The sequence below is a fragment of the Yersinia enterocolitica genome (assembly GCA_002082245.2).
GTDB lineage: Bacteria > Pseudomonadota > Gammaproteobacteria > Enterobacterales > Enterobacteriaceae > Yersinia > Yersinia enterocolitica_E.
The window spans coordinates 3,752,531-3,766,861 of the sequence record NBTC02000002.1 but is presented as its reverse complement, the minus strand read 5'-3'; the positions used below and the strand labels follow the sequence as shown (position 1 = coordinate 3,766,861).

Sequence of the window (14,331 nt, the reverse complement as noted above, 5' to 3'; positions counted from 1 at the left end):
TCTGGCGGCCATCTTTTAGCGGACCATATTGTAGCATGTCAGATAATACTTTCCTGCTAACTGCCGCCGCTATTAAGGGCGTGATAATGACTCACTCTCGTGGGGTTTAAACTGCGTCGGCTATGAGGTTAGCGCTTCAGCACTCCCTTCTGATTAGATCAACTCACGGTGCTCGCGGCATAACACCACGGTATCTTCAATTAATCGTCGTGCTACGGTGCCTGGCGGCGGCAGTAATGGCAATTGGTCATAACGATACCAACCGGCATTTAGCAGCTCTTTAGGGTCATGTCGCAATTCACCACTGTCATACTCGGCCATAAACGCCATCATCAGTGAATGGGGGAACGGCCAAGGCTGTGATGTTACGTAGCGCAGATTTTTAATGTGAATATTACTTTCTTCTAAAACTTCACGGGAAACCGCCTGCTCCAGAGTCTCACCCACTTCGACAAAGCCTGCCAATACGGTATTAATGCCGCCACGATGCCGTACATGCTGCGCCAATAAAATTTCATCATCACGGCGAATGGCAACAATCACACAAGGGGCGACTTGTGGGTAATAGCGCTCACGGCAGTGATTACACAGACAAGCCCACTCGGAACGGCTGGCCTGCATTTGGTGACCGCAATAACCACAAAAACGGTGAGAACGATAAAACTCTGCCAGTTGCACACCACGCCCAGCCAATTGGAACAAGCCGCGATCCACATCCAGTAATTGCCGCACGGAACCCATATCAGTAGACATCATCTGACGGATCAACCATACCGCCTGCCCTTGCCATTCACCGATTTGCCTTGCCGCTGCGCCCTGCAATGACCAATTAGCGGCATTACCTTGTGGTAACTCCCCTTTCGGCAACCATAATTTGTTTTCATGACTGACAATCCACCAGCCACTTTCTTTACCTGTAAGTTGTAGTTCCATATCGTTGTTGCACAACCTCGACTTCACTGGCAATCTAGAATCCGGCTTGTTACATTTTTGTAACCCACTATTACTTTTCCTTACTCACGGAGTCGTTCATGCTCAACCGACTAGAAAGCCTGACTCAACGCGTTGGCGGCAGTAATGAATTAATTGATCAATGGCTTCATGCGCGTAAAGAACTGTTAGTTTCATATTGCACAGTGATCGGTATTAAGCCGCAAAAAGAAAAGCATACCCCGCTTAACGAAAAAGCGCTGGAGAACTTTTGCCATAATTTAGTGGATTATCTCTCTTCCGGGCATTTTCATATCTATGACAGAATTATCAAACAGGTGGAAGGCGCGTCTAGCCCAAAAATGGCGCTGACGACCAAAGTGTATCCTGCGTTAAAAAATAATACTCAAACGATCATGACATTCCATGATCGTTATACCAACATTGAGATCGATCAGGACAGTTGTATCGAGTTTCAACAAGCATTATCTGATATCGGCGAAGCCCTTGATGCCCGTTTCCGCTTGGAAGATCAATTGATTCAATGGGCAGCCGAGTCATGGCAAGCCGCCCAGCCAGTTATTCAAACAGGGCCGGTAAAATAGCCCGCTGAACAGCACGGGCTTGTAGTTTTAATTCAACCTCATATACTGGGGTTTCTTGTCGGAGTGCCTAGCACCTGTTTTCTTAGGAAAGCAAACGCAGGCTGAGACCGTTAATTCGGGATCCGCGGAACCTGATCGGGTTAATACCCGCGAAGGGAACAAGAGTAATTTATCGCTACAGGCCCGGTCTTTATCCTTACAGGTAGCTGCCGGTTACTGGCCAACATCGTTACTCCCGCCAAGCTCCAGACAAGCAATTTTCCCTATAAACCACACTGGTAGGAATTGCTATGTCTAATAATACAACCACTAAAAGTTCATCACGCCCACGTAAACCTATTCCACGTAAACAACAACGTGAACAAGCTCAACAGTTTATTGATACTTTGCAAGGTGTCACTTTCCCCAACTCCCAACGTATTTACCTACAAGGCTCACGGCCAGATATTCTGGTACCGATGCGCGAAATCCAGCTCAGTCCGACACTGATTGGCGGTGGCAAAGACGCACCACGCTATGAAGATAACGAAGCCATCCCGGTGTATGACACTTCCGGCCCATATGGTGACTCAAATGCCAAACTGGATGTTCACAGCGGGTTACCCAAATTACGCGATAGCTGGATAGCTGAACGCCAGGATAGCGCCGCACTGACCTCTGTCAGTTCTGGCTTCACCCAACAACGTTTGGCCGACGAAGGCTTGGATCATTTGCGTTTTGAGCATCTGCCACACCCGAAGAAAGCTATCACAGGCAAATGCGTCACCCAACTGCATTACGCCCGTCAGGGTATCATCACGCCAGAGATGGAGTTTATCGCGCTGCGAGAAAATATGGGCCGTGAACGTATTCGCGGTGAGGTACTACGCCAGCAGCATCCAGGACAGGCTTTTGGCGCTAACCTGCCAGAAAATATCACGGCTGAATTTGTACGTCAGGAAGTGGCGGCGGGCCGAGCTATCATCCCCGCCAATATTAACCACCCAGAATCTGAGCCAATGATTATTGGTCGTAACTTTTTAGTGAAAGTGAACGCCAATATCGGTAACTCTGCGGTGACCTCCTCCATCGAAGAGGAAGTAGAAAAACTGGTGTGGTCAACCCGCTGGGGTGCAGATACCGTAATGGATTTGTCCACGGGACGCTATATCCATGAAACCCGCGAATGGATCCTGCGTAACAGCCCGGTCCCTATTGGTACCGTTCCTATCTATCAGGCATTAGAAAAAGTAAATGGTGTGGCCGAGAACCTAACCTGGGAAATGTTCCGTGACACGCTGTTGGAGCAGGCCGAGCAAGGGGTGGATTACTTTACTATCCATGCCGGTGTGTTGCTGCGTTATGTGCCGATGACTGCCAAACGCTTGACCGGTATCGTCTCCCGTGGCGGTTCAATTATGGCGAAGTGGTGCCTTTCCCATCATCAGGAAAACTTCCTGTATCAGCATTTTCGCGAAATCTGCCAGATCTGTGCGGCCTATGATGTCTCACTGTCACTGGGTGATGGCCTACGCCCTGGTTCCATTCAGGATGCCAATGATGAAGCCCAGTTCGCTGAGCTGCATACCTTGGGTGAATTGACCAAAATCGCCTGGGAATATGATGTCCAGGTGATGATTGAAGGCCCCGGTCATGTGCCGATGCAGATGATTCGCCGCAATATGACGGAAGAGTTGGAACACTGCCATGAAGCGCCATTCTATACCTTAGGCCCGCTAACTACGGATATTGCGCCGGGTTATGATCATTTCACTTCAGGTATTGGGGCCGCCATGATTGGCTGGTTCGGTTGCGCCATGTTGTGTTACGTCACACCGAAAGAACATCTTGGCCTGCCTAATAAAGAGGATGTGAAACAAGGTCTTATTACTTATAAAATCGCCGCCCATGCCGCAGACTTGGCCAAAGGCCACCCCGGTGCGCAGATCCGCGATAACGCCATGTCGAAAGCGCGCTTTGAATTCCGCTGGGAAGATCAGTTCAATCTGGCGCTTGATCCAGAAACCGCACGAGCCTATCACGACGAAACCCTACCGCAGGAGTCCGGCAAAGTGGCCCACTTCTGCTCAATGTGCGGGCCGAAATTCTGCTCGATGAAAATCTCTCAGGAAGTCCGCGACTATGCCGCTACGCAAGAACAGGCTGTGACGCAAGAGCTAGCAGCGACACAAGAAACAGCAGCCCAACCGATCGAAATTTTACAATCAGGTATGGAACAGATGTCAGCGGAGTTCCGCTCTCGCGGCAGCGAGCTGTATCACAGCCCCGTTAACCTCAAGAGCGAGGCCAATAATGAACCTGTCTAATCATGCCTCATTTTCTGCAAAGAAAGGTTTCCCTGCGACGGTACAGCGTCTTGGTCTCTATCCCGTCGTCGATAGCCTACTTTGGATAGAGCGCCTGCTTGCCGCAGGTGTAACCACAATACAACTACGTATCAAAGAGTTAGATGATGCGCAGGTAGAACAAGACATTGCCGCTGCCATAGCGTTAGGCAAACGCTATCAGGCACGCTTATTTATCAATGATTATTGGCGGCTGGCGATTAAGCATGGTGCCTATGGTGTTCATCTGGGTCAGGAAGATTTGGAAACAGCCGACTTGGCCGCGATTCAGCAAGCTGGATTACGGCTGGGCGTATCAACCCATGATGAGCAGGAACTGGCGATAGCTAAAGCTGTCCGGCCCTCTTATATCGCCATGGGCCACATCTTCCCCACACAAACCAAGCAAATGCCGTCATCACCACAAGGGTTGACGGTACTCAAGCAGATGGTCGACAACACGCCAGGCTACCCGACCGTTGCCATCGGCGGTATCAGCATTGAGCGCGTACCGGCGGTCCTGGCCACGGGTGTCGGTAGTGTAGCGGTCGTCAGTGCCATTACCCTGAGTGACGATTGGCAGCAGGCAACAGCACAATTACTGCACCTGATTGAGGGCAAGGAGCTGGCTGATGACAAACAAGTATGAGTTGAGTGACAGCGAATTCTTGCGCTACAGCCGCCAGTTATTACTGGAGGATATCGGCCCTGAGGGCCAGTTGAAGCTGAAAAGTGCCTGTGTGCTGATTATCGGCCTTGGCGGCCTTGGTTCGCCTGCTGCGCTCTATTTGGCGGCAGCCGGTGTCGGTAAGCTATTACTGGCTGATGATGACCAACTGGAACTGACCAATTTACAGCGCCAAATCCTGTATCGCACCACAGATATCAGCCAAACATCCTCAGCTAATCAAAGTAAAGCACGGTTAGCCCAACGTCATTTGCAAAGCCTCAATCCGTTGATTGAAATTGTCCCATTTGATACGCGGCTGCTAGGTGCGGCATTGGCCGATGCGGTAGCTAACGCTGATTTGGTGCTGGATTGCAGCGACAACATGGAGACGCGCCATCAGGTAAATTCAGCCTGTATCACTGCACAAAAACCATTAATTAGCGGTAGTGCCGTGGGATTCAGCGGGCAATTGCTGGTGATTGAGCCGCCTTATTCTCAAGGCTGCTACACCTGTCTATATCCCGATAAAGAATTACCACAACGTAACTGCCGTACTGCTGGCGTATTGGGGCCGGTGGTCGGCGTCATTGGTACCTTGCAAGCACTGGAGGCCATCAAGATGTTGGCAGGACTGCCGTCGGCACTGAGCGGGAAATTACGCTTATTCGATGGCAAGCAGCAGAGCTGGAGCACCCTGCAACTGACTCGGGCCAAGCATTGCCCTGCCTGCGGAGGTGCACAGTGAAAACGGGTTATATACAGATTGTGCTCAATGATCAGCCATTAGAAGTGGTGAGCAATATCACTGCGGCAATGCTGCTCAATCAGCTCAAACGCCACCAGCCGGGTACGGCTCTGGCAATTAATCAGGTCATCGTCCCCCGCACTGACTGGGAAAAATGCCAGTTACACGCGGGTGATAACATTTTGCTATTCCAAGCGATTGCCGGGGGCTGACATGCTGAAGATCGCCGATACCACTTTTACCTCACGTTTATTTACCGGTACGGGAAAATTCTCCACCCCGGAACTAATGCTGGAAGCATTGCGCGCCTCGGGGTCACAACTGATTACTATGGCGATGAAACGGGTTGATTTACGGGCAGGGAACGATGCAATTCTTGCGCCCTTGCAACAATTAGGTGTGCGTTTGCTGCCTAATACCTCGGGGGCCAAAACTGCGCAAGAGGCTGTATTTGCCGCCCGTCTGGCGCGTGAAGCGCTGGGTACCCATTGGATAAAATTGGAAATTCATCCCGATGTGAAGTATTTACTGCCTGACCCAATAGAAACCCTGAAAGCCGCCGAAATACTGGTGAAAGAGGGATTTGTTGTTTTGCCTTACTGTGGTGCGGACCCGGTATTGTGCAAGCGGCTGGAAGAAGCAGGCTGCGCTGCCGTCATGCCATTGGGTGCACCGATTGGCTCAAATTTGGGCTTACGTACCCGCGACTTTCTGCAAATCATTATCCAGCAGGCCAAAGTGCCCGTGGTAGTCGATGCTGGAATTGGTGCGCCAAGCCATGCGCTTGAGGCAATGGAATTGGGAGCTGATGCCGTGCTGGTCAATACCGCAATTGCCGTGGCACGCTCACCCGTACACATGGCGCATGCTTTCCGTTTGGCGGTTGAATCCGGTGAATTGGCGCGTCAGGCGGGGCTTGGCAACCAACAGTTTGGCAAGGCCATTGCCACCAGCCCACTGACTGGCTTTCTCAGCCAGTTAGAGGAGGAGCATCATGTCTGAAGATTTCAGCCAACACTGGCAACAATTAGATTGGGATGATATTTCTCTGCGTATTAACAGTAAAACCGCCGCTGATGTTGAACGGGCCATTAATGCCGTCAAACCGAATCGCGACGACTTAATGGCGTTGATTTCGCCCGCAGCACTGGCTTATCTCGAACCGATGGCGCAGAAGGCTCAACAATTAACCCGCCAGCGTTTTGGTAACACGGTGAGTTTTTATGTGCCGCTCTACCTTTCTAATCTGTGTGCTAATGATTGCACTTATTGTGGTTTCTCGATGAGCAATCGCATCAAGCGCAAAACCTTAGATGAAGCAGAAATCATCCGTGAGTGTGATGCTATCAAAGCGCTAGGCTTTGAACATCTGCTACTGGTCACTGGTGAACATCAGGCAAAAGTAGGAATGGATTACTTTCGTCGTCACTTCCCAGTCATCCGTAGTCGATTCAGTTCACTGATGATGGAAGTTCAACCATTGGCGCAAGAAGAGTATGCGGAGCTAAAAACGTTGGGATTAGACGGTGTGATGGTTTATCAGGAAACCTATCACCCAGCGACTTACCAGCAACATCACTTGCGCGGGCACAAGCAAGATTTTCACTGGCGACTGGCAACCCCAGATCGTCTCGGTCGGGCTGGGATCGACAAGATCGGACTAGGTGCGTTGATCGGGCTGTCTAATAGTTGGCGCACGGACTGTTATATGCTGGCGGAGCATCTGTTTTATCTGCAACAGACCTATTGGCAAAGTCGCTACTCTATTTCGTTTCCACGACTACGACCTTGTGCGGGCGGTATCGAGCCTGCATCTCTGATGAGTGAGCCGCAACTGCTGCAATTGATCTGTGCTTTTAGATTGTTTGCCCCGGATGTGGAACTGTCGCTATCTACCCGTGAATCACCTTTCTTCCGCGACAATGTCATTCCGGTCGCGATTAATAATGTCAGTGCGGGTTCCAAAACTCAGCCTGGTGGGTATGCAGATAATCATCCAGAACTTGAGCAATTTGCTCCGCATGATAATCGCACACCGGAGCAGGTAGCACTGGCATTGACACAGGCGGGGTTACAGCCGGTGTGGAAGGATTGGGATCGCCATTTAGGGCGTTCTCTGCAATAAACCGGCCGTTTAAATCCTAAAAAAAGCAAAAAAAAAGTAAACGTCGCTGGTACCGCACCTTCCGCTTAACGCGATGAAACATCATGCTTGTCTTTGGAATTCACCGAAGATCAGAGGCAATATGGCAAAGACGAACCATCGCACTCCCGACGAATGGCGTGAACTGCTCGACGCACAACAACGCTCCGGTCTCAACCAAACTCAATTCTGTAAACGCCATCAAATCTCACGCAGCGCTTTTTTCAATGCCAAGGATCGCCTCGTTGCGCAAGCCAAGTCGCCGCCGCCCGCATTTATCGCTGTCTCTCCGCTCAAACAGGGTTCTTTGCCGATAACGCCGCCTGTCGAACCCACTCCCGCTGTTGCCGAACCTGAGCTACCTCCGGTTGAGTGCGATTCTATCAAACTGACGCTCGCACACTGCTCACTGCAATTTCCCCTCAGCCTTTCTCCATTTTGGCTGGCGACCTTACTGCGGGAACTCACGCCATGAAGATGTTTGTCGATGCCACGCAGATTTATCTTCACCGCCTTCCCGTGGACTTTCGCAAAAGCATCAACGGGCTCACGCTACTGGTTGAACAGCACATGGCGTTATCGCCTTTTAGTGGAGCCCTGTTTGTCTTCTGCAATCGACGGCACGACAAAATAAAGGCGCTGTACTGGGACACCACCGGTTTTTGTCTGTGGTATAAACGCCTTGAACAGGCGCACTTCAAATGGCCTTCCCGGTTGAGTGGCGATACGTTGACGTTGGATGAACAACAATGGCACTGGCTGTTAGAGGGGATAGACATCACAAAAATACAGCGGCATCCCCCTCTGCATTACACCTCGTTGAGTTAATAAAAAAGTACAACTACCGGTTAAATAACAATGTATTAAGGGGCAGTAAAGGGTATAATTCATACCATGAAAACACTGCCCGATACCCTGCCAAACTCGCCTAATGAACTCCAGCAAATACTGCAGGAGCGGGAAGCTTTTTGGCAGGCGCAGGTAGCCCAGTGGCAAGCACAAGCAGCCCAATGGCAGGAAAAATCGAGCCTGTGGCAAGCGCAATACCAAAGCATGGTCGAACAGTGGCTGCTGGCCCGTTACAAACTCTATGCGGCCAGTAGCGAAGACTACCCAGGTCAGGGAGCGTTGTTTAACGAAGCTGAGCAGACCGATGACCTTGCCACCCAGACGCCACCTCACGCCGAGGAAGAAGATAACGCTCAGGCTGACCCCGTCACACCCGAACGCAAAAGCCGTCGTCCACGGTTACCGCCTGGCCTTCCCCGGGAGGAGGTGCTTCACGACCTGCCAGACGAAGAAAAGACCTGTGCCTGCTGTGGTCATGCCCTGCATCGCATGGGCGAGGAATGCAGCGAGCAACTGGAGTTTATCCCGGCCAGCATCAAGGTCATGCGCCATGTTCGCCCTAAATACAGTTGCCGCCAATGTGAGCAGCAGGGGACCGAGGTCAACATCCTGATTGTGCCTGTACCTGCAACCTTATTACCCCGCAGCATCGCCACGCCCAGCCTGCTGGCCCAGATAATCAACAGCAAGTTCCAGTTCAGCCTGCCGCTCTATCGCCAGGAGCAATGGTTCGCCCAGTTGGGTATCGAGCTGAGCCGCCAGACCATGAGCAGTTGGATGTTGAAATGTGCAGAACGGCTGGCCCCGCTGGTTGAGTTGCTTCATCAACATTTACTTGAGCGTGAGGTAATCTGGAGCGATGACACCACGCTCAAGGTGGTGGAGGTGAAAAAGGATAAATGTTACATGTGGGTCTACGGCTGCGGCGGTGATAGCCCGGAGCCCGGTCTGCCGCCCGCTATCGTACTGTATGACTATCAGGATGGTCACGGCGCTGCCGGCCCTGTCGGGTTCCTCAACGGATATGAAGGTTACCTGCAGGCCGATGGTTATGCCGGTTACACGAATACCGACGCGACAGTTGTCGGTTGCATGGCGCATGCGCGCCGCAAGTTCATGGAGGCGAAAGTGGCCCAGCCGAAAGGAAAAGTTGGCCGTGCTGACTGGGCGCTGACGCATATCCAGAAACTTTACCGCCTTGAGCGAGAGCTGAAGGGGCAGCCGGCCGATGTCATTGCGGCCCGCCGCCAGCAGGAGGCCATCCCACTGCTGGACGAGTTCAAAGGCTGGCTGGATAAAACAAGGCCGCAGGTTCCGGAGAAACACTTGTTGGGCACGGCCGTGGTCTACAGTCTGAATCAATGGTCAAAGCTGGTGCGTTATGTGGAGCACGGGCAGTTGAGCATAGACAACAACAGGGCTGAGCGGGCCATCAAGCCGTTTGTCATTGGGAGAAAAAATTGGATGCTGTCGAATACGCGCAGCGGTGCGCGGTCGAGCGCCATCCTTTATAGCCTGGTTGAAACGGCGAAAGCCAATGGTCTTGTGCCCTTTGACTACCTGATGCAGGTGTTTACCAAACTGCCCACCCTCACCGCCGACGGTGATCTCGAGTCCCTCCTTCCCTGGAACATCACCCTACCTTAAACAACCACACAGGTCACTGTGTGGTTCTAGCGACGCTTACAAAAAAAACCGCCCCGTAAGGAGCGGTTTTTACGTTGGTGAACAACAAAGAGATTAGTCTTTGCTGTTACCAAAACCGGCGTTAAGCAATTCAGCCAGGTTAGCCGTTGCTTCATCCGCGCTAACTTGCGGTACAACGGGAACTTCACCCAGAGCTTTACGGCGTGCACGATCCTGATGATAAGCGTAACCGGTACCGGCTGGGATCAGACGGCCCACGATTACGTTTTCTTTCAGGCCACGCAGTTCATCACGTTTACCGGCAACTGCCGCTTCAGTAAGAACGCGCGTGGTTTCTTGGAACGAAGCCGCAGAGATGAAGGACTCGGTCGCCAAGGATGCCTTGGTGATACCCAGCAGGTCACGCGTGAACGTAGCCTCGATTTTGCCTTCGGCTGCCAGCTTACGGTTAGCGATTTTAACGCGAGACATTTCTGCCTGCTCGCCTTCCAGGAAGTCAGTGCTACCTGAATCAACGATGGTGCCTTTACGCAACATCTGACGAACGATAACTTCGATGTGTTTATCGTTAATCTTAACGCCTTGCAGACGGTAAACTTCCTGCACTTCGTTGGTGATGTAACGGGTAACTGCGTGAACGCCACGCAGACGCAGAATGTCATGTGGAGATTCTGGGCCATCGGAGACCACGTCACCGCGTTCTACAATTTCACCTTCGAACACGTTGAGCTGACGCCATTTCGGAATCATCTCTTCGTATGCATCGCTACCATCCAACGGTGAGATAACCAGACGACGTTTGCCTTTGGTCTCTTTACCGAACGAGATGATCCCGCTGATTTCAGCCAGGATTGCAGGCTCTTTCGGACGACGTGCTTCGAACAAGTCAGCAACACGTGGCAGACCACCGGTAATATCCTTGGTACCGCTTGATTCCTGAGGAATACGCGCCAGGGTATCACCCGCACCGATCTGAATGCCGTCTTCCAGCTGTACAATCGTTTTACCTGGCAGGAAGTATTGAGCAGGCATATCAGTACCTGGGATCAATACATCGTCGCCTTTGGCGTCAACGATTTTCAGTGCCGGACGCAGGTCTTTACCGCTACCGGTACGCTCTGCACTATCCAGTACTACCAGAGAAGACAAACCAGTCAGTTCGTCGGTCTGGCGGGTAATGGTCTGGCCGTCAACCATGTCCGCGAAGCGAATGAAACCGCTCACTTCGGTCACAACTGGCATGATGTGCGGATCCCAGTTAGCAACGGTTTCGCCGCCCTGGACTTCTGCGCCATCGCCTTTAGCCATTACAGCACCGTAAGGCACTTTGTAGCTTTCTTTAGTACGGCCGAATTCGTCGATCAGCTTCAGCTCGGTATTACGAGAAGTAATAACCAGCTTGCCCGCTGCATTGGTAACGAACTTGACGTTGCTCAGTTTCAAGCTGCCTTTGTTCTTAACCTGAATGCTGGACTCTGCTGCCGCACGAGATGCCGCACCACCGATGTGGAACGTACGCATCGTAAGCTGGGTACCCGGCTCACCGATTGACTGCGCTGCAATAACACCAACTGCTTCACCTTTGTTGATAATGTGACCACGTGCCAGGTCGCGACCATAGCAGTTTGCACACACACCAAAGTCAGTTTCACAGCTTACTACTGAACGAACTTTAACGCTGTCGACGGAGTTTTCTTCTAACAGATCACACCATTTTTCGTCCAATAGGGTGTTACGCGGAACCAGAATATCAGCCGTACCCGGCTTGATAACTTCTTCTGCGGTCACACGACCCAGAACGCGATCGCGCAGTGGCTCTTTAACATCACCACCTTCGATAACCGGGGTCATCACGATACCGTTATGGGTACCACAATCGTCTTCGGTTACCACCAGATCCTGTGCCACGTCAACCAAACGACGGGTCAGGTAACCGGAGTTCGCAGTTTTCAATGCGGTATCCGCCAAACCTTTACGCGCACCGTGGGTTGAGATGAAGTACTGAAGTACGTTCAAACCTTCACGGAAGTTCGCAGTGATTGGCGTTTCAATGATCGAACCATCTGGCTTGGCCATCAGACCACGCATCCCTGCCAGCTGACGAATCTGTGCAGCAGAACCACGCGCACCGGAGTCGGCCATCATAAAGATGCTGTTGAATGACACTTGCTGTTCGACAACGCCGTCACGGTTGACAACATCTTCTACAGACAAGTTATCCATCATCGCCTTGGCAACACGTTCGTTAGCCGCGGCCCAGATATCGATCACTTTGTTATAACGTTCGCCTGCGGTTACCAGACCAGATTGGAACTGCTCCTGGATCTCGGCAACTTCAGTTTCAGCTTCTTCGATGATCCCTGCTTTCGCTTCTGGGATAACCATGTCATCGATACCTACAGAGGCGCCTGAGCGTGCTGCGTAAGCAAAACCGGTGTACATGATCTGGTCAGCAAAGATAACCGTTGGCTTCAAGCCCAGGATGCGGTAACAGGTGTTCAGCATCTTGGAGATAGCTTTCTTGCCCAGCGGCTGGTTCACGATAGAGTAAGGCAGGCCTTTCGGGACGATCATCCACAAAATAGCACGGCCAACTGTCGTATCGATGATGCTGGTACGCGTAATGCTTTCGCCTTCGACATTACGAATTTCTTCAGTAATACGCACTTTTACGCGAGCATGTAGCGATGCCAGGCCACCACGATAAATACGTTCAGCTTCTTTCGGGCCAGTCAGAACCATGCCTTCGCCTTTGGCGTTAACACAGTCGCGGGTCATGTAATACAGACCCAATACAACGTCCTGAGAAGGAACGATGATTGGCTCGCCGTTCGCTGGTGACAGGATGTTGTTGGTAGACATCATCAACGCACGCGCTTCTAACTGAGCTTCCAGTGTTAGCGGTACGTGAACAGCCATTTGGTCACCATCGAAGTCGGCGTTATATGCCGCACAAACCAATGGGTGCAACTGGATTGCCTTACCTTCGATCAGAACCGGTTCAAACGCCTGGATACCCAAACGGTGAAGGGTTGGTGCACGGTTCAGCAGCACTGGGTGTTCGCGGATAACTTCATCCAAGATATCCCAAACCACAGCTTCTTCACGCTCAACCATCTTCTTGGCGGCTTTAATGGTGGTAGCAAGACCACGCAATTCCAGCTTGCCGTAGATGAACGGTTTGAACAGCTCAAGAGCCATTTTCTTAGGCAGACCGCACTGATGCAGACGCAGGTATGGACCAACGGTGATAACCGAACGACCTGAGTAGTCAACACGTTTACCCAGCAAGTTCTGACGGAAACGACCTTGCTTACCTTTGATCATGTCAGCCAGTGACTTCAACGGACGCTTGTTAGAGCCGGTAATCGCACGACCGCGACGGCCGTTATCCAGCAATGCATCTACTGCTTCTTGCAGCATACGCTTTTCGTTACGTACGATGATGTCAGGAGCCGCCAAGTCCAGCAGGCGCTTCAGACGGTTGTTACGGTTGATCACGCGACGATACAAATCGTTCAGATCAGAAGTCGCAAAACGACCACCATCCAACGGAACCAATGGACGCAAATCTGGCGGCAACACAGGCAGCACGGTCAGGATCATCCACTCTGGCTTATTGCCAGACTGTACGAACGCTTCCAGCAGCTTGATACGCTTAGTCAGCTTCTTACGCTTGGTTTCAGAATTTGTTTCGTTCAATTCTTCACGCAGGATCTCGCACTCAGCTTCCAGATCCATGTTTTTCAACAGGGCCTGAATCGCCTCGGCGCCCATTTTCGCGTCGAACTCATCACCAAACTCTTCCAACGCGTCCAGATACTGCTCTTCAGTCAGGATCTGACGACGTTCCAGGTTGGTCATACCGCCTTCAACAACCACATAGGATTCGAAGTACAGTACACGTTCGATGTCACGTAATGGCATATCCAGCAGTAAACCGATGCGGGATGGCAGCGATTTCAGAAACCAGATGTGCGCAGTTGGAGAAGCCAGTTCGATGTGACCCATACGCTCACGGCGCACTTTGGTTTGAGTCACTTCAACGCCGCATTTCTCACAAATAACACCACGGTGTTTCAAACGCTTGTACTTACCGCACAGGCATTCGTAATCTTTTACTGGGCCAAAGATACGGGCACAGAAAAGGCCGTCACGTTCTGGTTTGAACGTACGGTAGTTAATGGTTTCCGGCTTTTTAACTTCACCGAACGACCATGAACGGATCATGTCTGGCGATGCCAGAGCAATTTTGATCGCATCAAACTCTTCGGTCTTAGTTTGCGCTTTCAGAAACTTTAATAAGTCTTTCACGGATTGGCTCCTGTCGGAGTTAGACCTGATAGGCGCTCAAAACGAAATTTGAGCGCCCCTGTGACCAGTGCGAACCACCAGCAGACTCCCGGCTGTAAGAGTCT

At 51.5% G+C, this 14,331-nt stretch carries 12 protein-coding genes and 1 riboswitch; of the genes, 10 read left to right on the top strand and 2 right to left on the bottom strand.

All coding sequences use genetic code 11. From position 1 onward, the window contains the following. Nucleotides 1-153: 153 nt before the first annotated feature. Entirely contained in the window at nucleotides 154-933 is a 780-nt protein-coding gene (locus A6J66_018740; protein ID PNM26019.1) for an NAD(+) diphosphatase, read from the bottom strand. Between the two features lie 98 nt (nucleotides 934-1,031). On the opposite strand from A6J66_018740, the gene A6J66_018735 reads away from it, so the two are divergent. From A6J66_018735 to A6J66_018690, 10 genes are all read left to right on the top strand, one after another. Continuing rightward, nucleotides 1,032-1,535, top strand: a complete 504-nt coding sequence (locus A6J66_018735; protein ID PNM26018.1) for an Rsd/AlgQ family anti-sigma factor — start codon at nucleotides 1,032-1,034, stop codon at nucleotides 1,533-1,535. Between the two features lie 49 nt (nucleotides 1,536-1,584). Then, nucleotides 1,585-1,710: riboswitch (TPP riboswitch) on the top strand. A gap of 115 nt (nucleotides 1,711-1,825) precedes the next feature. Next, complete coding sequence (locus tag A6J66_018730) at nucleotides 1,826-3,841, top strand: phosphomethylpyrimidine synthase ThiC (GenBank protein PNM26017.1); 2,016 nt, start codon at nucleotides 1,826-1,828, stop codon at nucleotides 3,839-3,841. Next, nucleotides 3,828-4,508 (top strand): thiamine phosphate synthase, encoded by a 681-nt coding sequence (locus A6J66_018725; GenBank protein ID PNM26016.1) that lies wholly within the window; start codon nucleotides 3,828-3,830, stop codon nucleotides 4,506-4,508. Before A6J66_018730 ends, A6J66_018725 begins: the two co-directional genes overlap by 14 nt. Beyond that, entirely contained in the window at nucleotides 4,492-5,274 is a 783-nt protein-coding gene (locus A6J66_018720) for a HesA/MoeB/ThiF family protein (GenBank protein ID PNM26015.1), read from the top strand. The genes A6J66_018725 and A6J66_018720 overlap by 17 nt, the downstream gene beginning before the upstream one ends. Further along, nucleotides 5,271-5,486 (top strand): sulfur carrier protein ThiS, encoded by a 216-nt coding sequence (locus tag A6J66_018715; protein ID PNM26014.1) that lies wholly within the window; start codon nucleotides 5,271-5,273, stop codon nucleotides 5,484-5,486. Before A6J66_018720 ends, A6J66_018715 begins: the two co-directional genes overlap by 4 nt. A gap of 1 nt (nucleotide 5,487) precedes the next feature. After that, the gene (locus A6J66_018710) at nucleotides 5,488-6,276 is read left to right on the top strand and encodes a thiazole synthase (GenBank protein PNM26013.1); all 789 of its coding nucleotides are present in this window, start codon (nucleotides 5,488-5,490) and stop codon (nucleotides 6,274-6,276) included. Beyond that, nucleotides 6,269-7,399 (top strand): 2-iminoacetate synthase ThiH, encoded by a 1,131-nt coding sequence (locus A6J66_018705; protein PNM26012.1) that lies wholly within the window; start codon nucleotides 6,269-6,271, stop codon nucleotides 7,397-7,399. The genes A6J66_018710 and A6J66_018705 overlap by 8 nt, the downstream gene beginning before the upstream one ends. A gap of 121 nt (nucleotides 7,400-7,520) precedes the next feature. Beyond that, a complete protein-coding gene (locus tag A6J66_018700; protein ID PNM26011.1) occupies nucleotides 7,521-7,892 on the top strand; it encodes a hypothetical protein in 372 nt (123 codons plus the stop codon). Next, nucleotides 7,889-8,245, top strand: coding sequence for an IS66 family insertion sequence hypothetical protein (locus A6J66_018695; protein PNM26010.1), 357 nt, complete (start codon nucleotides 7,889-7,891; stop codon nucleotides 8,243-8,245). The genes A6J66_018700 and A6J66_018695 overlap by 4 nt, the downstream gene beginning before the upstream one ends. A gap of 66 nt (nucleotides 8,246-8,311) precedes the next feature. Beyond that, nucleotides 8,312-9,913, top strand: a complete 1,602-nt coding sequence (locus tag A6J66_018690) for an IS66 family transposase (protein ID PNM26009.1) — start codon at nucleotides 8,312-8,314, stop codon at nucleotides 9,911-9,913. A gap of 93 nt (nucleotides 9,914-10,006) precedes the next feature. Here the strand turns inward: A6J66_018690 and rpoC are convergent, their stop codons facing one another. Continuing rightward, on the bottom strand, nucleotides 10,007-14,227 hold the full coding sequence (rpoC, locus tag A6J66_018685) for a DNA-directed RNA polymerase subunit beta' (protein PNM26008.1): 4,221 nt from the start codon (nucleotides 14,225-14,227) through the stop codon (nucleotides 10,007-10,009). Nucleotides 14,228-14,331: the final 104 nt, after the last annotated feature.